The sequence below is a fragment of the Candidatus Planktophila sp. genome (genome assembly GCF_036734405.1).
GTDB lineage: Bacteria > Actinomycetota > Actinomycetes > Nanopelagicales > Nanopelagicaceae > Planktophila.
This window is the reverse complement of sequence record NZ_DAIMYR010000002.1, coordinates 195,228-214,098: the sequence shown is the minus strand read 5'-3', so window position 1 is coordinate 214,098 and position 18,871 is coordinate 195,228. Positions and strand designations below refer to the sequence as shown.

Genomic DNA, 18,871 nt, shown 5'->3' with positions numbered 1-18,871 from the left:
GCATCCTAAGGGGTGACCCTTGCAAAAAAGAAGTGCACAATGGGAACACGCGGAGAGGCGGATAGACAAATGACACGTGACATCACAATTTCAACTAGAGAACTGACTCCTTTCGAGCAATTGGTATTAGGGCTGGTGTGCGAGGGTAAGTCAAACGCCGCAATCGCTTTACAAACATCACATAGCGAAAAGGTAATTGAAAACACTGTCAGTCGTAGTGCCCAGGTATTTGGAATTAAATCTGATGGCGAAACCAATTTACGAGTTTTGCTCGCCCTTGCTTTCCGTACACATTACGGCGATAAAGCTTTTGATAAATTGCAGGTCGCGTGTTCTCACTACGAGGTTGGTCCTGAAGGACAATCTATGTGCAATCGTCACATCGACTGAGGGCAAACTCTCACATCACTTATACCGAGTGCTGACGCTCGCTTTTCTCTTATGTCCGCACTTGTTCTTGGAGTACAAATACCTTGTATTGATTTTGTATTGCAATACCCAATAGGGAGAGAGATGAAAAAATGAAACGTAGGAGTTTAGATAAGATCATTTCAATTGTAAGTTTAGGATTTGCAGCACTACTTCTGTTGTTTGCTGGGTTACTTAACTGGGGTGCGTCTTTTGCCGATGATAATGTCGCATCTCAGCTATCTATGCAGAACATTAGTTTCCCTGCCGTCGAATCTTTACCAGCTGCCACAAAAGATCAGCTGACTAAATGGGCAGATCAGAAAGTTGTGACTGGAGAAATGGCTCGGGATTATTCTGATTTGTACATCCTTGAACACATGAATGCATCAGCAACGGCCGTTATGGGCAAGCCAGCAACATACTCTGAGGTGTCAGGTATATACATGGGACTTGTTCGAGGTGGCAGTACTGATGTTGAAAAAATCAAACAATACGGCGATCTCCGTGAGACTCTCTTTATGGGAAATACTTTGCGTGGAATGCTTCTACAAGCATATGCCTTTGGAACGATGGGCATAATTGCAGGTTACGCAGCGCTGGCCTCTTTGGGGGGTGCAATCCTATTTTTGATTCTCGGTATTGCAGCCGTTCTTCACCGTCGACATACCAGCGAAGAGGTTCTGATTTAACCCTCAACTCTCCGTGAGCGGTTAAAAAAGCGCCCCTGGATAACTCCAGGGGCGTCTCTCTTAAGGTTTTTTCTAGCTCTTTAGCGCTCTAGCTTTCCTGAAATGAAATCCTCAGTCTTTGTATGAGCTGCCTCATCTGTGTACTGAGTTGGCGGGGTCTTCATAAAGTAACTAGATGGTGACAATAGAGCTCCACCAATCTTGCGATCTAGACCGATCTTTGCGCAGCGAAGTGCATCGATGATTACGCCAGCTGAGTTTGGTGAATCCCACACTTCCAACTTGTATTCAAGGTTTAGCGGAACATCACCAAATGCGCGGCCTTCGAGGCGAACGTAGGCCCACTTGCGATCATCTAGCCATGGAATGTAATCCGATGGACCGATGTGAACATTCTTCTCACCAAGATCATGGTGCAGCTGAGATGTAACCGAGTTTGTCTTTGAAATCTTCTTGGATTCAAGACGATCACGCTCGAGCATGTTCTTGAAGTCCATGTTTCCACCAACGTTGAGCTGATATGTGCGATCTAGGTGAACTCCACGATCCTGGAACAACTTAGCCATGATGCGGTGAGTGATAGTCGCACCAACTTGGCTCTTAATGTCATCTCCAACGATTGGAAGTCCCGCATCTGCAAACTTCTTTTCCCATACAGGATCTGAAGCGATGAACACAGGTAGAGCATTAACAAATGCGCATCCTGCATCAATTGCGCATTGTGCGTAGAACTTAGCCGCAGTTTCAGAACCTACAGGTAGGTAGCAGATCAAAACATCGATTTGCTCATCCTTTAGAACCTTTACGACATCTACAGCTGGTGCATCTGATTCCTTGATTGTCTCGCGGTAGTACTTACCGAGACCATCATTTGTGACACCACGAAGAACTGGAACACCAGTCTTTGGGACATCACTAAATTTAATTGTGTTGTTTTCACTTGCCCAAATTGCATCGGCAAGATCAAGTCCAACCTTCTTGGCATCCACGTCAAAAGCTGCAACGAACTTGATGCTAGAGATGTGGTATCCCCCAACAACAGCGTGCATGAGACCTGGGATCTCCTGATCAACAGGTACGTTCTTGTAGTACTCAACGCCCTGAACTAATGAGTTAGCACAGTTTCCTACGCCAACAATTGCAACACGGATGTCGCCTTTACCGGTTGTGATGTTCACTCTATTTCCTCTCGGTTTTGATCATGTCTTCCAGCCAAGCAATCTCTCGATCAGCTGTTTCCAGTGAATGACGTCGCCACTCCTCTAGATATTTGTCGATTCCCACAGGTGACTTCTCGAGTTCACCACGCAAGATTTCGGCTTTCTCCTTGAGGCGACGATGGCGCCCCTCAAGAATTCGTACTCTGTTCTTGGCAGATGTTGGTGAGAAGAAGGCGAAACGAATTTCAAAGCCCTCGTCCTCCCATGTTTCTGGCGTTACTGATTCAGTGAGATCTTCAAATTTGCGAGCGCCTTTTTCTGTGATCGCATAAACGATGCGAGACCTGCGAGAAGTCGCTTCCATAACTGACTCTTCAATAAGGCCTGCCTCCATCATGCGACGAAGCTGTGGGTACAAAACAGAAAATGACAGGGCGCGAAATGGTCCAAAGATGGTTTGGATGCGCTTTCGAAGCTCATAGCCATGCAGTGGGGCTTGTGAGAGCAGGCCAAGAAGGGCGAACTCGAGCGACTCTGAACGCGAGCGCATCTGACCCTCCTTACTCCGTCATATGTATCTATTCGATATATCGAGCCGTAATCTATTGGGATATACCCATACCGCGCAACCTGAACACGCCTAACTGCCCAATCTTCACCCGCTCAGAGGTGTGGCGTACACACAGGTAACGCACAGCCCAGTTCTACGCTGAATGCTCAGGCTCTATTTCGGGCCCCTCAGGAAGGAAGTCATACATGTCTCTACTCTCGTGGAAACTGCATGGAAACGGAAAGTCGGTTAACCCAGGTGAAGTTGTTTCAACTGATGAGCGCCTTACTTGGCCTCGCACCATCGGCGTCGGCGTTCAACACATCGCGGCAATGTTTGGTGCAACATTTTTAGTTCCAATCATTACTGGATTTCCCCCAACAACAACTCTGTTCTTCTCAGGTGTAGGAACACTTATTTTCTTAGCGTTAACTCAAAACAAGGTTCCTAGTTATCTTGGCTCCTCCTTTGCATTCTTAGCGCCTATTGCTGCAGCTAAGACAAATGGTGGAATGGGCGCAGCACTTGGCGGCGTCGTAGTAACTGGTGTGATCTTGGCTGTTGTTGGTCTGATTGTTCGCCAATCTGGCATCGGTTGGATTAACTGGTTGTTGCCACCTGTAGTAACAGGAACAATCGTTATGGTCATTGGTTTGAACTTGGCAGGAGCAGCAAAGAATAACTTTGTAGCAGCCCCAATGATCGGTGTCATCACTTTGGCATCCATCGGAGTTATCTCCGCATTTTCCCGTGGCTTCATGGGACGCATCAGCGTCTTCCTTGGTCTGCTAATCGGTTACCTGGTTGCATATGTCCAAGGCGATGTAAACACTGATGGCATCAAAACCGCAGACTGGTTTGCGCTTCCAACATTTACTAACCCAACTTTTGATGGCAAAGCAATCATTCTCTTCCTTCCTGTTGTACTTGTATTGATCGCAGAAAATGTTGGTCACGTTAAGGCTGTAGCTTCAATGACTGGCAAAGATCTTGATGATCAAATGGGTAACGCTCTGATGGCAGATGGTGTTGCAACAACCCTTGCTGGCTTTGGTGGCGGTTCAGGTACGACAACGTATGCAGAAAACATTGGTGTAATGGCTGCAACTCGCGTGTACTCAACAGCTGCATATTGGATCGCAGGTGTCGGTGCGATCGGACTTTCCTTGTCACCTAAGTTCGGTGCGGTTCTAAGTGCTACTCCAGTTGGAGCACTCGGCGGAGTTGGCGTGGCATTATTTGGAATGATCGGCGTTGTTGGTGCACGTATCTGGATCGAAGGAAAAGTTGATTTTGCGAATTCAACAAACCTTTTGATTGCTGGATCTGCGTTGATTATCGGTATTGCAGATATGTCATGGACTCGTGGAGATTACACATTCAACGGAATCATCAACGCTACTTTGGTTGCGATCCTTGGATACCGAATCCTGCATTCAATTGCAGATGCACGAGGCAATAAGTAATATCCCTGAATGATCATTCCATCGCGGTTTCCTGAATACATTGTGGCCGCGATGGTCATCATCTTGGCGCCTGGCCCGAGCGTTTTGTTTGTCATCGCTCGGGCCATTGCGTGGGGACGCGCTACTGCGGTCTTTACCGTTGCTGGAAATGTAACTGGCGCTTTTTCACTATCTGTCTTTGTCGCATTAGGTTTAGGCCCAGTTCTAGAACGCTCGGAAGTTGCTTACGTTGCCGTTCAATGGGCTGGTGGCCTCTACTTGGTCTACTTAGGAATTGAAGCAATTTGGAAACGCACCGTTCATGCAGCAGATATGGCCAATCAGGGAGATGTCGCGCCAAGCATTCGCCGTTCAATCCGTGATGGATTTTGGGTCGGTGCGCTAAATCCTAAAGGTGTTGTTTTCTTCGCAGCTGTTTTGCCGCAGTTCATCGACCGCGAACGCGGAAGCGTTACCGCCCAGTTGATTTTTTTGGGCGGCGTCTTTGCGATTCTGGCTTTTGTTTCAGATGGCAGCTGGGGTGTCTTGGCAGGGACTGCACGTAATTGGCTCGCCACAGATTCCAAACGGCTAGAACGATTGCGTGCAACAGGTGGAGTCATCATGATTCTTTTGGGAATACAGGTTTTGGTGTCAGCAATTGTCAGTGGCTAAGTACACAATTACTTCATGATTAAACCAGCCAAACCCGCCCGTGAAAATATCTCCCCATCTGATTTAACCTTTGGGCTATCTACCTGCAAAAGATGTTTGTGGATCAAGTATTGGTACAAGGTAACCATGCCTGGTGCATTTCCACTTGTGGGCACAATGGCTGCTTTGCAGGAAGAGCATTTTCAGGGCGCTGATATGCCAACAATTGATCCATCACTTCGCCCGGGAAAAGTAAGTAAATGGGGCGAATGGGTGAAAAGTAAGCCGCTGCTAATCAATGGCGCAGAAAGTCGCTGGAGAATTCTCGGTAAGTACGATCTAGTTTCAACCAATGAGGATGGAACTATCGGCTTAATCGATTGCAAAGTTTCAGATAGTCAGCGCGACAGTGGTCAGTTCTACTCCCCTCAACTTGAAGCCTATGCCTATGCTTTAGAAAATCCAGCGGCAGGAAAAGTTCAATCTGTGGCTTCGATGGGCTTACTTGTCTGGCGACCAACGAGCGCAATTGGAAGCAACGCCAATGAATATGGTTTTGGGGTTATGCAAAAGTATGTGCCGGTTGAGCGAGATCAAGCCAACTTTTTACGAATAATCGGTGAGTTCATTGATGTACTTGAAGGAGATCTGCCTGATGCTGGAAGTGAGTGCCAAACCTGCACATACTTGGTTGCACGAAATGCTTTGGATTAATCCTCTTCGGTGACTTCGCCTAGCTTGGCCTTCTTTGGTGCATAGATATCAATGTATTCCTGACCTGACATTGCATGAATTGCATTCATGATTTGATCGGTTACATCACGAAGGTGTTGCAAATCTGTTGAATCGCCTTCAAAGTACATCGGCTCACCAAAATGCATTCCAACGCGCTTCACATTTGGAATGACTTTTCCAGTTGGTTGAATCTTGTCGGTGTTAGACATTGCAACCGGTATAACTGGTGCGCCTGATTCAATAGCCAAGCGGGCAATTCCGGTTCGACCTTTGTATAACCTGCCATCAGGAGATCTGGTTCCCTCTGGATAGATTCCAAGGCAATTACCTTCTGCCAAAACTTTCAACCCAGTTATCAGTGCAGCTTCACTTCGACGGCCACCTGAGCGATCAACTGGAACTTGACCTAGGGCAATAAAAGTTAGCTTTTTTAACAACCCTTTAGGGCCTGGCGATGTGAAGTATTCACTCTTTGCAAGAAAGGTAACTTTGCGCGGAACTACTAAAGGCATAAAAATAGAATCACTAAATGAAAGATGGTTGGAGGCGATAATCACGCCTCCCTTAGTGGGCACATTACGCAAGCCGCGAACCTTAGGGCGAAAAGCCAACATTAAAAATGGGGTCAGAAATGCCCGCAAGGTTCCGTAGGGCAGGTTGTTGAGCACGGGTCTAATTTAGTGGCTATTGACGACTATGACACTATCTGAGGGTGAGTAATGAGAAAAAAGAGCCAGATGGCTTTGATGAAGAGGAGCTAATCCGCTCAGAATTTGACTCCATCGTTTCAGGGCTCAATCTGGATCAATCATCACCTTCAACATATCTTGATGAACTAGATCGAATTGATTACGAAGGCTTTGTTGCGCCCAATCCGCTCCCGCAAACACCTCGTGGATTCATCAACTCTGCGCGTGATGCAATCAAAAAATGGTTTGACCGAAATCATCGAGATGATGATGGAGCTGCGCTGTGACTACTGCTGGCTCTGAAAAATTTAGCTGGGGAATTCTGGGTCCTGGTGGTATTGCGCAAGCATTTGCGAAAGATCTAGCTTTATTGCAAGGTCACACCATCGCAGCCGTGGGATCTCGTTCACTTGAAAATGCGCAAAAATTTGTGGCAACTTTTGGTGGCACTGCTTATGGAAGTTACGAAGAACTTGTTGCAGATCCAAGTATTGATGCCATTTATGTAGCGACACCCCATCCTGCACACCATGACAATGTGATCCTGGCCTTAAACGCTGGCAAACCAGTTCTTTGCGAAAAACCTTTTTCTGTGAATGCGCACGAAGCACAAGCAATGATTGATGCAGCAGCTCGTAATGGTGTTGCGCTTATGGAAGCGATGTGGGCACGATTCTTGCCGCATTATGCAAAGGTGCGGGAAATAGTTGATTCAGGAGTGCTGGGACCAATTCTTTCAATCCATGCAGATCATGGGCAGCGTCTGGCCGACCAAGGTATTGCCCGATTGATTGAACCAGCTTTAGCTGGAGGTGCATTACTTGATCTTGGAATTTATCCGGTCTCTTTTGCGCACATGATTTTGGGGACGCCAGCACAGATAACATCCACGGCAGTTATGACGGATAAAGGTGTCGATGCCCAAACATCAATGATTTTTACTTATGAAGATGGTGCACAAGCTGTCCTTACAACAACAATGATTGAACAAACACCATGTCGGGCAGTTGTTGCGGGCCTAAATGGCTGGCTTGAAATTGATCGCACCTTCTATAACCCGGCAGCTATGCGAGTGGTTCTAAATGATGGAACAACTACTGAGTATCCAAATGCCTACAAAGGTCATGGCTTACGTGAACAAGCCGAAGTCTTTGCGCAGCTAGTTAGATCAGGAAAACTTGAATCTGAAATTCTTACGTGGAAAGCAACTGTAGAGATTATGACGACTTTGGACACAGTCCGAGAACAGATTGGTTTGAAATACCCTTTTGAAAATTAAGCGCGAGCTAAATCAGCAACGCCCACAAGTCCGGCTTCATTACCCAATTGTGCAGCGATTAATTCTGGGTAAGGATGCTTTCCCGCAAAAGGCATAGTGCGTTCCAGGGCTTCACGGGTCGGCTTCAACAAAATTTCTCCAGCATCAATGACTCCCCCGCCGATCACAACACAGGCTGGATCTAACAAAACAGATAGTGATGCAATTCCTGCGCCAAGCCATTGGCCCGTTGTATTAAAAGCTGCAAGTGCGACGGGATCACCATCACGAGCTGCATCGGTAATTGCTTGGCCAGTTAAGCCCGCGACTGTTCCATCACCACGTGATAAAAGGTTTCGTGCAATTTCTGGGCTGGCATTAATTGCTTCACGGGCGTGACGCAATAAAGCATTTCCTGATGCGTATTGTTCGAAACAACCTCGGGCGCCGCATCCACACAAATGTCCATCAGGAACAACGCGAAGATGTCCAAATTCTGCTGCGATTCCGAAAGCCCCGCGGTAGAGCGAACCATTGACAACAATTCCGCCACCGATTCCTGTGCCAACAGTAAGCATCATCATGTGGTTTTGATTTCGTCCCGCGCCAAACTTTGCTTCACCCCAGGCTGCAGCGTTGGCATCATTTTCAATAACAACGGGTAGGCCGATTTGAGCTGTTAACTCTGCATCTAAATCGACGCCGTTCCAGTCAGCAATATTTGGAGTTGCAAGCATTGTCTTGCGGTCTGATGAAACAAATCCAGCTGCAGAAACACCAACAGAAGTTACTTCAAACTTTTCCATCAACTCTTTGGCGGTATCGGCAATTGTTCGCGTAAGTTCTACGCCGCCTTGACGTGGAGTTTCTTTTCGCGCGGTTGCAAGAATTTTTCCATGCTCATCAACCACGCCACCAAGAACCTTCGTGCCTCCTACATCAATGCCGATCGTGTTACCCATCAGATCTTTAGGCTTCGAGATATGACTTCAGTTGAGCAAGTGCAGCGTCAATAGTTGCCTTTTCAGCTTTCTGGCGCATCATCGCTGGAACTGGCATCGACAGGTCAACACCAAGTTCATAGGTGACCTCGGTTGTGTCTTCATCGATCGCTGAAATTGTGTAAACCCCATCCATACTGGTCAGTAGGTCGGCTTCATCGAGCGAGAAGGAAAGTTTGTTGGGAGCTTGGCTCCAGTCGTAATCAAGGGTGGGACGATCCTTCATCATTCCCGCATCAATGCTCATCTTTACCTTTGTAATGCGCCCCTGATCATCGCGAGCCAATGCTTCAGCGCTCTTGATCTGTGAAGACCACTCTGGATACTTGTCTAATTCGAAAAGCGCCTTTTGAACACGGTCAATTGGAGCATCAATGGATATTAACGATTTGCTGAGATCTGTCATGGCGCAAGGCTACCCTCTTCCCCTTTTATCCGCCTCCACGCTAGCGTTCCCCCATGAATGAAATCTCAATCCCTCCTTTAGTTCCCGCAGCTACTGCCGGAAACCTCACAAATCTGATCGCTGAACGCGCCTGGTTTGAACCAGAGCGCATCATCATGTCTCGCCCATTGGGCGAGGGATGGCAACCTGTAACCGCGCGCGAAGTTGAAGAAGAGATTCGCGCAACAGCCAAGGGCCTGATCGCATCCGGTGTTCAAATCGGCGATCGTGTTGCCATCATGGCGCGCACACGTTACGAGTGGACCATTCTAGATTTTGCGACTTGGTTTGCCGGCGGTGTCGTTGTTCCAATTTATGACACATCATCTGCAGAACAGATTGATTGGATTCTAAACGATTCACATTCAGTAGCAATTATTGTTGAGACTCCAGCACTTGCTGAACTGGTAAAGACAGTGCAGCCATCTCATACACGTCACATGTGGACCATGACTGAAGATGTTCTGACTGTTTTGCGTGAAGCTGGAAAGCACATCGGAGATGATGAAATTGATCGTCGCCGTAATGCAGTTACTCCAGCATCACTTGCAACACTTATCTATACATCTGGAACAACTGGCAAGCCAAAGGGTGTTCAGTTAACACATGCCAACTTCCTTTCAGAGTGTGGCAACGTTGTTCAGGGTGCAAGCGAACTGTTCTTAAAGCCTGGTGGTTCAACTTTGTTGTTCCTCCCAGTTGCGCACGTCTTTGGTCGCATGGTTCAAATTGGTGCAATTTCTTCAGGATTACACATGGCACATTGCAGCGATCCTGTTGGTCGCTTACCGATGGATCTCGCATCATTTAAGCCAACATTTGTGTTGGCTGTTCCACGTATCTTTGAAAAGATTTATAACGGCGCTGAAGCTAAGGCAGAAGCTGCCGGAAAGGGAGACATTTTCCGCAAGGCTGCTGCTGTTGCAATTGCATACTCTGAAGCACTTGATAAGAAGAAGGTTTCGCCAATTCTTAAGCTCAAGCACGGTCTCTTCGATAAATTGGTGTACAGCAAGATTCGTGCAGGAATGGGTGGACGCGTAGAAGCTGCGATCTCAGGAGGCGCACCACTTGGTGCCCGTCTTGGCCACTTCTATCGTGGTGCTGGAGTCACAGTTCTAGAAGGCTATGGTTTAACGGAAACAACAGCTGGAGCAACTCTGAATCTAGTGGGAGCCCAACGCGTTGGTTCTGTTGGACGACCAATTCCAGGAACTTCAGTAAAGATTGCAGAAGATGGTGAAGTACTTCTACGTGGCCCAATCGTCATGGAAGGTTACTGGCAGAATCCAGCAGCAAATGATGAAGTGTTTGATTCAGAGCGCTGGTTTAAATCTGGCGACTTAGGAAAACTCGATGAAGATGGGTTTCTTTATATTGTTGGTCGCAAGAAGGAACTTATTGTTACTGCGGGTGGAAAGAATGTTGCACCTGCTGTTCTTGAGGATCGACTACGCGCACATCCATTGGTAAGTCAGTGCATGGTAGTTGGAGATAACCAACCATTTATTGCAGCTCTTGTAACTCTTGATCCAGATGCGCTCAAGGGGTGGGTTGCAAACAACAAGAAGGATGGCGCATCAATTGGTGATTTGGTAAATGATCCAGATTTAATTGCAGTCATTCAGACTGCAGTGGATGAAGCCAATAAGGCTGTCAGTAAGGCTGAGTCAATTCGCAAATTCACGCTACTTTCAACCGACTTCACAATTGCTGGTGGCCACTTGACCGCCAAACTTTCAGTGAAGCGACATGTTGTTGCAAAGGAGTTTGCGAAAGAAATTGACGCATTGTTCGCAAAGTGAGCAATGAGCGGGTAACCCTCGCACAGGAACTTCACGATGGAATCGCCCAGGACTTAGTTGTCCTGGGCTTTTCCATTGATCGTGCCATTTCTATCTGCCAGGAAGACGAACTTAGGAATTCACTAAGGCAGATCAGATTTACGACTACTGAATTAATCGAAAAAGTCCGTCTACAAATGCACGAGTTACGAAATTCAGAACCCCTTATGGTGCTAAATGGGCAAGTAGATACGATGTTTGAGACGTTAAGGGTTGTGCAAGAAGTGTTGCGCAATATTGAAAAGCATTCCGGAGCTTCCTATTGTGAGATTCAAATTACTGACGACGGACACGGCGGAGTTTCAAACAAAGTCGGATCCTTTGGCCTAGCTGTCATACAAGAGCGCGTCCATAAACTCAATGGGGAAATCACCATTGCCTCAGATTCCGACGGCACCAGAATTGGAGTACGAATCCCATTGGATAGGTGATGACGCGACTACTAATCATTGATGACCACGCCGTAGTTCGTCAGGGTCTAGTTCAAGCTTTCAAAGACAATGGGTTTGCTTCAATTGAAACTGCCGGCAGTCTGGCAGAAGCCCGATCTAAAGTCGCGGCCTTTAATCCTGAAGCAATCATTGTTGATCTCAATCTTCCAGATGGATCTGGGTTAGAAATTGTGCAATGGATCCGAAAACATTCGGCCAAAATTGCAATCATTATTCTTTCCCTGAATGACCCAGCTCAGTTTATTAAAGTGGCCCGCAGTTCAGGCGCCAACGCCTATCTTTCCAAGAGTCAATCAATGCAAGAAATTATCTCATCTGTCACTTTTGCACTTTCTAATCCGGGTTCTTTCACCAGTGCTTTAACCCCCGACCAGCATCGTGATTTTGATTTAACGCCCAGAGAAGTAGAAGTTCTATACCTATTGGCAGATGGTGCCAGCAATGTTGATATTTCTTCGAAGCTTTACATAAGTCTCTCTACCGTTAAAACACATATCTCTTCGCTTATGAGAAAGCTGCAGTGCACCAACCGCACAGCAGCAGCCAAAATTGCACGAGATAACGGTTTCTTACTGTAAAAGTTTATTGAAACGTTGGGACCAAATTTCCCAACGCCAATTTTCGATAATCCATTCTCGGCCAGCGGTACCCATAGCTTTTGCGCCATCAACATCATTGAGCAGTCTGATCGCAGCAGCTGCGATTTCTTCATTGTTTTCGCCATCCACAACAAAACCAGTTACGCCATCTAGCACCGCATCAGGTGCTCCCCCAGATGAGCCCGCGATGACTGGTAAACCACACGCACTAGCTTCTAGGTAAACGATTCCTAAACCTTCAACTTCCAAACCAAAAAATCTGGAACGTGAAGGCATCGCAAAGATATCTCCCGCGCAAATGTATTGAGGTAACTGGGCATACTGAATTCTTCCAATAAAACTGACATGGTCCATCAGGTTATAACGCGCAACTAGTTTCTGAAGGTGGGAAAGGTATGGCCCCTGACCCACCATCAAAATGTGCGCATCTGGAACGCTCTTAAGTATTTGGGGCAAAGCTTGGATTAAGTGGTCCTGACCTTTTCGATGCACCAAGCGCCCTACTGAAACAATCACTCGCTTATTTTCTAGCTTCAGTTCTTTACGCAACGCAGTTGAATCTTGTGGACAAAAATGATCGACATCAATGCCGGGCGCAATCTTTACCATTTGCTGGGCCGCTGTCTTAGAAAGGGAGCGCGAGATAGCTCGCTGGGTGAACTCTCCTAAAAATGTCAACGAATCAATGGTTGAACCGATTCGGCGCAATGCAAGGGTGAAGGGAAACACCTTTGCCCACCAGACTTCATGACCGTGAGTCAATGCAACTGTTTTTCTAATCCCTGCTCGCTTCATTGATGCAGACAGCAATCCCAAAGGCGCAGCTGCTCCAAATGCAGCCACCTGAATATGTGATTGTTTAATTATCCGTGACAGGTTTCGTGCAACTCGAGGAGTTGGTAACAAAATTGTGGCTCGATCACGAATAACCGTGACTCCATAATCAGCTTTCCATGTTTTGTCATATTCTTCTGAACCGCTTTGCGCCGATGTGTAAACGATTGTCTGGCCGAATGGTCTGCGTTCGATCAATCCGATGACAAAGGTTTCAATTCCACCTGCGCGTGGGCCAAAGTCATTGGTAACGAAAAGAACCGGACTAGAAACGACGAGCTCCAACTAAAGGTTTTCTTCCAAGCGATCCGCTAGGTGCAACCTTTACCCGTGAACCTGAGCGCGGAGCATGCACCATTTTTCCGCCACCCAAATAGATTGAAACATGTGAAACAGGGCGACCATAAAACAAAAGATCTCCTGGCTTCAAAGCGTTCAATGAAACTTTCTTACCAAGTCGAGATTGCGCCGCAGATGAATGAGGAAGTGAAACTCCCGCTGTCTTAAATGCGCGCATTGTCAATCCTGAACAATCCCAGGTTGTCATTCCAGCTGCGCCAAAAACATATCGATCACCAATTTGGGCAAGGGCGTATTTAATTGCGATTCCGGCTCGTCCTGAAATTCCTGATGCACTCTTGGCGGCCTTAAGTGATGAAGCCTGGTCCGCGTTTTCTTCATCCTCGGCCAACCGTGCTAAACGTTCACGTTCTGCTTTAGTTAACTTTGACAAAAGTTTTTCCGCTTCAGCCAACTTCTTTTGGGCTAAGGCAGATTGAGCGGTTAACTTCTTTTGCGCAGCAGCTACCAGGGCTAACTTGTCATTGACCGTCAAGGTCGTTGCGTTCAATCTCTGCTGCGCGGTTTCGAACTTTCGAAGCTGGGCCGATTTGCGTCTGGTAATAGCATCTAGCGCACCTGCTGATGACAGGTACAGCGCTGGGTCTGATGAGAATAGAAGTTCAAAACTCTGGCCAAAGCCACCTGACTTGTACTGCTCAATTGCAATTGACCCCAAAGATTTTTGAAGGGCGGAAACAGTCTCTCCTTGAATTTGCGCCTTAGCTTTAATTCCATTGAGGGTTTTAGTTAAAGCCGATAACTTCACTTTCGCCTCTTGCGCACCTTCGGCAGCGGCGGTTGCATCCTCTTCTAGCTGGCGAATCTTGGCTTGGACCTGGGCCAAAGTTTGCGCACCCGAGGCGCTAACCGGCGCCAAAACGCCAGCCATAACCGCAAGTGCGGTCAGAATGCGCAGCCAGAAAGACATAGGGACAAGGCTAACCGCGCCTATACCCACCTCTCAACCTCAACAAGGCTTATTCGCCTGTGAATTTGAGTGGGGATCAGGCGGTACGAGCGTTAAATTGCAGAGGCGGTGTCAGGCCGCTCTCAGCAAGCACGGTGAGCGCACCCACGGTCTCATCGCTGATCTGTGAAGTGTTATCTAGAAAGAAGGAGACCACACAGGTATTACACGCGATTGCAGCCATGGTGCAGGTAGAACAATCAATGATCATGCAACAAAGGTACAGAGAGCCACTGACAAGAAACATGGCCGGTGAGCAATACTTGGGCATGTGAGCGTTGTTGCAACATTAGTAGTCGGTAGCGATGGCTCAACTTCTAAAGAAAGCAGATCCGCCGGAATCAGCTCGCCTGAGGACCGCCAAGCTTTCCTGAAGAGGCGACGAGAAGTGGATGTCATTATCGTTGGTGGAAACACCGCACGTCACGAGCCGTATAACCGAACGCCCGTCCCGCTGGTTGTGATTTCTAGATCATTGGTAAACCCAGTTCAGGGAAATCACTTGGCTTTGTTCTGGAACTGCTCACCAGTGATGGCAGTAGAAAAAGCGCGTTCTCTATTTGGTGAAAAGATTTTGATTGAAGGTGGCATCTCGATGATTAATGAGTTGCTAGCCCATAAGAAAATAGACCAACTAGAACTTAGCGTCACACCCGCCACAGGCGGCGAGCACGCTGTCGATATCAATCAGCTCTTGGCACATTTCTCACACATAGAAAAACGTGAAGATTCCGGAACTATTTTTTATTCAGCTCGCAATTAAAACGCTGAGATTAGTGAAACACCGGTAACTGCCAAGGCAATACCAACGTATTGAACTTTATGTAATCTCTCATTTAAAAACTTGAAAGCCAAAAGTGCCGTAGCAATTGGGTACAGCGAACCAAATACCATGGCAACTGAGACAAGACCTTTAGTCGTTGCAACGCCAAGTAACAGGTTAGCTAGAAAGTCTGCTGCGCCGATAAAAATTAGTATCGGCAGATCTTTCTTGGAAAACCTGCCAGTAGTTCTAAATTTTAGGGCAAGTGAGATAGTTACAAAGAAAGTTGCACCACGCATCGAAACCATCGTTAGCAATGCGCTTTCCTGAGAACCGATAGACATGAAAGTAAGTGACATTCCAAATCCTGCAGCAGCGCCCAACGCCAAAAGCAATGGTTTGATTGGTAAGCCATTTGAAAGTTCAGGCCCGCTTGCGCAAAAAACTCCCACCAACGCAATGACAATACCCATTGATGCGATCATGGAAAGTTTGTCACCAGTGACAATTGCGTACACCAATGGAATAACTGCGCTCATAGAACTAATCGGAGCAACGACTCCCATACGCCCAGTTGATAAGCCTTCATACAAACACGCCAAGCCGATGTAACCAAATAATCCGGCTAGCGCACCCGAAAGAACATATCCATTTAAGCCGAAAGCTTGTCCGTACAGATCTCCTGAAACAAGAACAATCAGCAAGCCAACTATCAATCCGATAACCTGAGAGAAACCTAGAACGGCAAATGGATGATGCATTTTGCTCAGACGTCCTGCAAAAAAGTCAGCCGTTCCCCACAGCGCACTTGATAGAAGTGCCAAGATTGATGCCATGTAACCAAGGTTACCGCCCCGCCTCCCAAGAATCAGGCTGTGCCATCTTTATCCTAAGTGAGTGGATGCCAATGGTTTTGAGCGTTTAATTGACCATTTACGCACCGTAACTCCAAGAGCTGAATTAACGTTGACCGAAGTTCCGGCTCCTCAAAAATTGGCAACTTTTTCTTTCGCATTCTCGGTAGATGTTTCAAATGGTCTTCTGGGCGATCAAGAGGATGAAATAGCTAACGGTCGCTTTGTTTTGCTACATGAGCCAGGTGGCCAAGCCACGTGGGATGGCGAATTTCGTTGCGTGACTTTTGTTAGCGCCGATGTTGACCCAATTATGCAAGAGGATCCGCTGCTTCCAGAAGTCGGTTGGAGTTGGTTTCTGGAATCCCTTGAATCAAATGAGTGCACATACAATTCGCCAAGCGGAACAGTTACTCGCGTAAGCAGCGCTTCCTTTGGAAAGTTATCTCCTCGAAGCAATGAAACTGAAATTGAGATTCGCGCATCGTGGTCCCCCATTGTTGAGGATCCAAAAGAGATCATTAATCACATTGTCAGTTGGTGCAATTTGATCTCAGAGGTCGCCGGGTTACCACCGATCCCTGAAGGAGTTTCGGCTATTTCTTCATCACGCAGGCGCTAGTCATGAGTGACGAGATTGTTGCAATTCCACTACTGCAACCAAGTGCAGGTACCCCCGAATTAATTGATACCGAGGATTCCTTTCGGCAGGCACTTCAAGAATTAGCAAAAGGTTCCGGACCATTTGCTGTAGATGCTGAACGTGCATCCGGATTTAGATACAGCGCAAGAGCCTATTTAATTCAAATCAAAAGGACTGATGGTGGATTACATTTAATCGATCCCATCCCATTTGGTCCTGGTCATCAATTGTTCACCGAACTCAACGATCTTCTGAACACCGACGAAGTTATTCTTCATGCCAGTACCCAAGATCTGCCATGTTTGCGCGAGCTTGGGATCAACCCCGCAAAGCTTTTTGATACTGAATTAGCAGGAAGAATCGCTGGTTTACCCCGAGTTGGTTTAGGCCCGCTGCTCGAATCCATAATGGGAGTACTGCTAGCTAAGGAACATAGCGCTGCGGATTGGTCTGCCAGGCCCCTGCCAAAGGAGTGGCTGACTTATGCCGCACTTGATGTTGAACTTCTTGTAGAACTTCGCAATCACATGTACGCAATTCTAGAAGATGCGAAAAAGTTGCCGTGGGCGTTAGAAGAGTTTGCCTCGATTCTCAAAGCACCACCAGCACCTGCGCGAGTGGATCCATGGCGAAGAACATCAGGTATGCACAAGATTAAAAGACGCGATCAGTTGGCGGTAATAAAATCTTTATGGATTGCACGAGATGCTGTGGCAGCTAAGCACGATATCGCCGCGGGCAAATTGCTTAATGATTCAGCGATTGTTGAACTTGCCATAGCGGTGCCTACAAATAAGAAAGAGTTTGAAAAATGTTTGCGTCCACTTGGGCTACGGGCTCGCTGGCTGGAAAACCTTGCGTTGTGGTTGGACTCAATCGCTACCGCGGTGGCATTGCCAGAGGATCAGTGGCCGGCAATGCGCACAAATGCTGATACTTTGCCTCCCATTAAATTGTGGCGAGACAAGTTCCCAGAAAAGTTTGCTCCACTCTCACATGCTCGCGCGGCTATCGAACTTATTTCCCAGGAGAATCAAATTCCTGTTGAAAATTTAATTACACCTGAACATGTCCGACGGATTTGCTGGAAGCCACCAATCGGTTCGACTTCGACTTTATCTATCACTGAGGTTGAAAAGGCTTTATCTGAGCTCGGTGCCAGACAGTGGCAAATCGATTTAGTCGCACCGGCCCTTGCTGCCGCCTTACTTGAGCGCGAACCCATCCCGGTAGAGGTTGCAGAACCGGTGGCTGAAGAGGCATAACTAGGTACTGTCACAAAGCCTTACTCATGAGTAACATATGGCTCATACCTAACAAACGCCAGACCTAAAAAAAGGAAGCGCCATGTCACGCACAGTAGTTCTCGTTGATGCCGTTCGTACACCATTTGGAAAAGCCGGCGGCATGTACGCCGGTACCCGTGCTGATGATCTTATGGTTCGCGCGATTCGTGGTTTGCTCGAACGCAATCCAAAGATTGATCCAGCATCAATCGAAGATGTTGCTATTGCAGCAGCGACACAAACAGGTGATCAAGGAATGAACATCGGCCGAAGTGCTGCATTGTTATCAGGTTTACCAAACACAGTTCCTGGCTATTCGATTGATCGTTGGTGTGCGGGCGCTTTAACAGCTGTCACAACAATTGCTGGTGCAATTGCCATGGGAACAAATGAGATTGCGATCGCTGGCGGTGTTGAACATATGGGTAACCACCCAATGGGTGAAGGCATGGATCCAAATCCGCGCTACCTTGCAGAAAGAATTGTTGAGCAGGACGCACTTGCAATGGGTGCAACCGCAGAGCGTTTGCATGATCGCTTTCCCCAATTAACTAAGGAACGTGCAGATCGCTACGCAATGAATTCGCAGGTAAAAACTGCAAAGGCCTACGCTGATGGAAAGATACAGCGCGATTTAATTCCAACCGCTGCTCGAAGTGCAGAACTTGGGTGGACGGTTGCCACTGCTGATGAAGCACCACGTCCACAAACAACGATGGAAGGTCTTGCAGGACTAAAAACTCCTTTCCGTCCTGCAGGTCGTGTAACTCCTGGTAACTCATCTGGACTCAATGACGGTGCAACCGCTGCATTGCTTGCAAGCGAAGAAAAAGCGCTAGAACTTGGTTTAACAATCAAGGCGAAAATGGTTACCTATGCCTTCGCTGGTGTCGAACCAGAAATCATGGGCTACGGACCTGTTCCCTCAACGCTAAAGGCGTTAAAGCAAGCAGGGCTGAAGATCGAAGATATTGGCGCTTTTGAAGTTAACGAAGCCTTTGCAGTGCAGGTGATTGCTTTCTTAGATCACTTTGGAATTGCAGATGATGATCCACGAGTAAATCCATATGGTGGCGCCATTGCCGTAGGACATCCGCTTGCATCATCTGGTGTGCGTTTAATGCTTAACCTTGCACGCACCTTTGAATCACAACCTGAAGTTCGCTATGGAATTACAACAATGTGTATCGGTCTAGGTATGGGTGGAACAGTTATCTGGGAAAACCCAAATTTTAAGGGAGCTAAGTAAT

The 18,871-nt window shown here is 47.3% G+C and carries 23 protein-coding genes; 14 read left to right on the top strand and 9 right to left on the bottom strand.

Annotation, left to right across the window (positions count from 1 at the left end; genetic code table 11):
• Positions 1-39: 39 nt before the first annotated feature.
• Together AC9UC2_RS03190 and AC9UC2_RS03185 are read left to right on the top strand one after the other, a co-directional pair.
• Complete coding sequence (locus AC9UC2_RS03190; RefSeq protein ID WP_509525193.1) at positions 40-390, top strand: chemotaxis protein CheY; 351 nt, start codon at positions 40-42, stop codon at positions 388-390.
• A gap of 131 nt (positions 391-521) precedes the next feature.
• On the top strand, positions 522-1,100 hold the full coding sequence (locus AC9UC2_RS03185; RefSeq protein ID WP_509525192.1) for a hypothetical protein: 579 nt from the start codon (positions 522-524) through the stop codon (positions 1,098-1,100).
• A gap of 80 nt (positions 1,101-1,180) precedes the next feature.
• On the opposite strand, the gene AC9UC2_RS03180 is transcribed toward AC9UC2_RS03185, so the two are convergent.
• Positions 1,181-2,278, bottom strand: a complete 1,098-nt coding sequence (locus tag AC9UC2_RS03180; protein WP_509525190.1) for an inositol-3-phosphate synthase — start codon at positions 2,276-2,278, stop codon at positions 1,181-1,183.
• Between the two features lies 1 nt (position 2,279).
• Positions 2,280-2,810, bottom strand: a complete 531-nt coding sequence (locus AC9UC2_RS03175; RefSeq protein WP_509525188.1) for a PadR family transcriptional regulator — start codon at positions 2,808-2,810, stop codon at positions 2,280-2,282.
• Between the two features lie 206 nt (positions 2,811-3,016).
• Between AC9UC2_RS03175 and AC9UC2_RS03170 the strand changes: the two genes are divergently transcribed.
• Genes AC9UC2_RS03170 through AC9UC2_RS03160 form a run of 3 tightly spaced genes read left to right on the top strand, consistent with a single transcriptional unit; the run spans position 3,017 to position 5,623 of the window.
• Positions 3,017-4,276: a uracil-xanthine permease family protein gene (locus AC9UC2_RS03170; RefSeq protein ID WP_509525186.1), complete on the top strand. Its 1,260-nt coding sequence runs from the start codon at positions 3,017-3,019 to the stop codon at positions 4,274-4,276.
• A gap of 9 nt (positions 4,277-4,285) precedes the next feature.
• Positions 4,286-4,930 (top strand): LysE family translocator, encoded by a 645-nt coding sequence (locus tag AC9UC2_RS03165; RefSeq protein ID WP_509525184.1) that lies wholly within the window; start codon positions 4,286-4,288, stop codon positions 4,928-4,930.
• A 15-nt stretch (positions 4,931-4,945) separates the two neighbouring features.
• Positions 4,946-5,623 (top strand): PD-(D/E)XK nuclease family protein, encoded by a 678-nt coding sequence (locus tag AC9UC2_RS03160; protein WP_509525182.1) that lies wholly within the window; start codon positions 4,946-4,948, stop codon positions 5,621-5,623.
• Here AC9UC2_RS03160 and AC9UC2_RS03155 read toward each other — a convergent pair.
• Positions 5,620-6,258, bottom strand: a complete 639-nt coding sequence (locus tag AC9UC2_RS03155) for a lysophospholipid acyltransferase family protein (RefSeq protein WP_509525454.1) — start codon at positions 6,256-6,258, stop codon at positions 5,620-5,622. The two genes, AC9UC2_RS03160 and AC9UC2_RS03155, sit on opposite strands and share 4 nt — an antisense overlap.
• Before the next feature lie 98 nt (positions 6,259-6,356).
• On the opposite strand from AC9UC2_RS03155, the gene AC9UC2_RS03150 reads away from it, so the two are divergent.
• Positions 6,357-6,620 carry a hypothetical protein gene (locus AC9UC2_RS03150; protein WP_509525180.1) on the top strand — a complete coding sequence of 88 codons (264 nt, stop codon included), beginning with the start codon at positions 6,357-6,359 and terminating at the stop codon, positions 6,618-6,620.
• Positions 6,617-7,612 carry a Gfo/Idh/MocA family protein gene (locus AC9UC2_RS03145; RefSeq protein ID WP_509525178.1) on the top strand — a complete coding sequence of 332 codons (996 nt, stop codon included), beginning with the start codon at positions 6,617-6,619 and terminating at the stop codon, positions 7,610-7,612. Before AC9UC2_RS03150 ends, AC9UC2_RS03145 begins: the two co-directional genes overlap by 4 nt.
• Here the strand turns inward: AC9UC2_RS03145 and AC9UC2_RS03140 are convergent.
• Positions 7,609-8,553: an ROK family glucokinase gene (locus tag AC9UC2_RS03140; RefSeq protein ID WP_509525176.1), complete on the bottom strand. Its 945-nt coding sequence runs from the start codon at positions 8,551-8,553 to the stop codon at positions 7,609-7,611. The genes AC9UC2_RS03145 and AC9UC2_RS03140 overlap by 4 nt on opposite strands.
• Positions 8,554-8,560: 7 nt before the next feature.
• Positions 8,561-8,998, bottom strand: coding sequence for an SRPBCC family protein (locus AC9UC2_RS03135; protein WP_509525175.1), 438 nt, complete (start codon positions 8,996-8,998; stop codon positions 8,561-8,563).
• 53 nt (positions 8,999-9,051) lie between these two features.
• On the opposite strand from AC9UC2_RS03135, the gene AC9UC2_RS03130 reads away from it, so the two are divergent.
• From AC9UC2_RS03130 to AC9UC2_RS03120, 3 genes are read left to right on the top strand one after another with little or no spacing between them, the layout of a single operon-like run.
• Positions 9,052-10,842 (top strand): AMP-dependent synthetase/ligase, encoded by a 1,791-nt coding sequence (locus AC9UC2_RS03130; protein ID WP_509525174.1) that lies wholly within the window; start codon positions 9,052-9,054, stop codon positions 10,840-10,842.
• The gene (locus AC9UC2_RS03125) at positions 10,839-11,312 is read left to right on the top strand and encodes a sensor histidine kinase (RefSeq protein ID WP_509525172.1); all 474 of its coding nucleotides are present in this window, start codon (positions 10,839-10,841) and stop codon (positions 11,310-11,312) included. The genes AC9UC2_RS03130 and AC9UC2_RS03125 overlap by 4 nt, the downstream gene beginning before the upstream one ends.
• Positions 11,312-11,911 carry a response regulator transcription factor gene (locus AC9UC2_RS03120; RefSeq protein WP_509525171.1) on the top strand — a complete coding sequence of 200 codons (600 nt, stop codon included), beginning with the start codon at positions 11,312-11,314 and terminating at the stop codon, positions 11,909-11,911. Before AC9UC2_RS03125 ends, AC9UC2_RS03120 begins: the two co-directional genes overlap by 1 nt.
• Here the strand turns inward: AC9UC2_RS03120 and AC9UC2_RS03115 are convergent.
• The 3 genes from AC9UC2_RS03115 to AC9UC2_RS03105 all read right to left on the bottom strand — a co-directional run bounded on the left by AC9UC2_RS03115 (position 11,903) and on the right by AC9UC2_RS03105 (position 14,286).
• Complete coding sequence (locus tag AC9UC2_RS03115; protein ID WP_509525170.1) at positions 11,903-13,051, bottom strand: glycosyltransferase family 4 protein; 1,149 nt, start codon at positions 13,049-13,051, stop codon at positions 11,903-11,905. The two genes, AC9UC2_RS03120 and AC9UC2_RS03115, sit on opposite strands and share 9 nt — an antisense overlap.
• Complete coding sequence (locus AC9UC2_RS03110) at positions 13,032-14,036, bottom strand: C40 family peptidase (RefSeq protein ID WP_509525169.1); 1,005 nt, start codon at positions 14,034-14,036, stop codon at positions 13,032-13,034. The genes AC9UC2_RS03115 and AC9UC2_RS03110 overlap by 20 nt, the downstream gene beginning before the upstream one ends.
• A 76-nt stretch (positions 14,037-14,112) precedes the next feature.
• Positions 14,113-14,286 (bottom strand): hypothetical protein, encoded by a 174-nt coding sequence (locus AC9UC2_RS03105; RefSeq protein ID WP_509525167.1) that lies wholly within the window; start codon positions 14,284-14,286, stop codon positions 14,113-14,115.
• A gap of 60 nt (positions 14,287-14,346) precedes the next feature.
• Here AC9UC2_RS03105 and AC9UC2_RS03100 point away from each other — a divergent pair, with 60 nt between their 5' ends.
• The gene (locus AC9UC2_RS03100) at positions 14,347-14,838 is read left to right on the top strand and encodes a dihydrofolate reductase family protein (RefSeq protein WP_509525166.1); all 492 of its coding nucleotides are present in this window, start codon (positions 14,347-14,349) and stop codon (positions 14,836-14,838) included.
• On the opposite strand, the gene AC9UC2_RS03095 is transcribed toward AC9UC2_RS03100, so the two are convergent.
• Positions 14,835-15,674: an EamA family transporter gene (locus AC9UC2_RS03095; RefSeq protein ID WP_509525164.1), complete on the bottom strand. Its 840-nt coding sequence runs from the start codon at positions 15,672-15,674 to the stop codon at positions 14,835-14,837. The genes AC9UC2_RS03100 and AC9UC2_RS03095 overlap by 4 nt on opposite strands.
• Positions 15,675-15,735: 61 nt before the next feature.
• Between AC9UC2_RS03095 and AC9UC2_RS03090 the strand changes: the two genes are divergently transcribed.
• From AC9UC2_RS03090 to AC9UC2_RS03080, 3 genes are all read left to right on the top strand, one after another.
• Entirely contained in the window at positions 15,736-16,314 is a 579-nt protein-coding gene (locus AC9UC2_RS03090; protein WP_509525163.1) for a DUF3000 domain-containing protein, read from the top strand.
• Between the two features lie 2 nt (positions 16,315-16,316).
• Positions 16,317-17,600 (top strand): HRDC domain-containing protein, encoded by a 1,284-nt coding sequence (locus tag AC9UC2_RS03085; protein ID WP_509525161.1) that lies wholly within the window; start codon positions 16,317-16,319, stop codon positions 17,598-17,600.
• Positions 17,601-17,682: 82 nt separating this feature from the next.
• On the top strand, positions 17,683-18,870 hold the full coding sequence (locus tag AC9UC2_RS03080) for a thiolase family protein (RefSeq protein ID WP_509525159.1): 1,188 nt from the start codon (positions 17,683-17,685) through the stop codon (positions 18,868-18,870).
• Position 18,871: the final 1 nt, after the last annotated feature.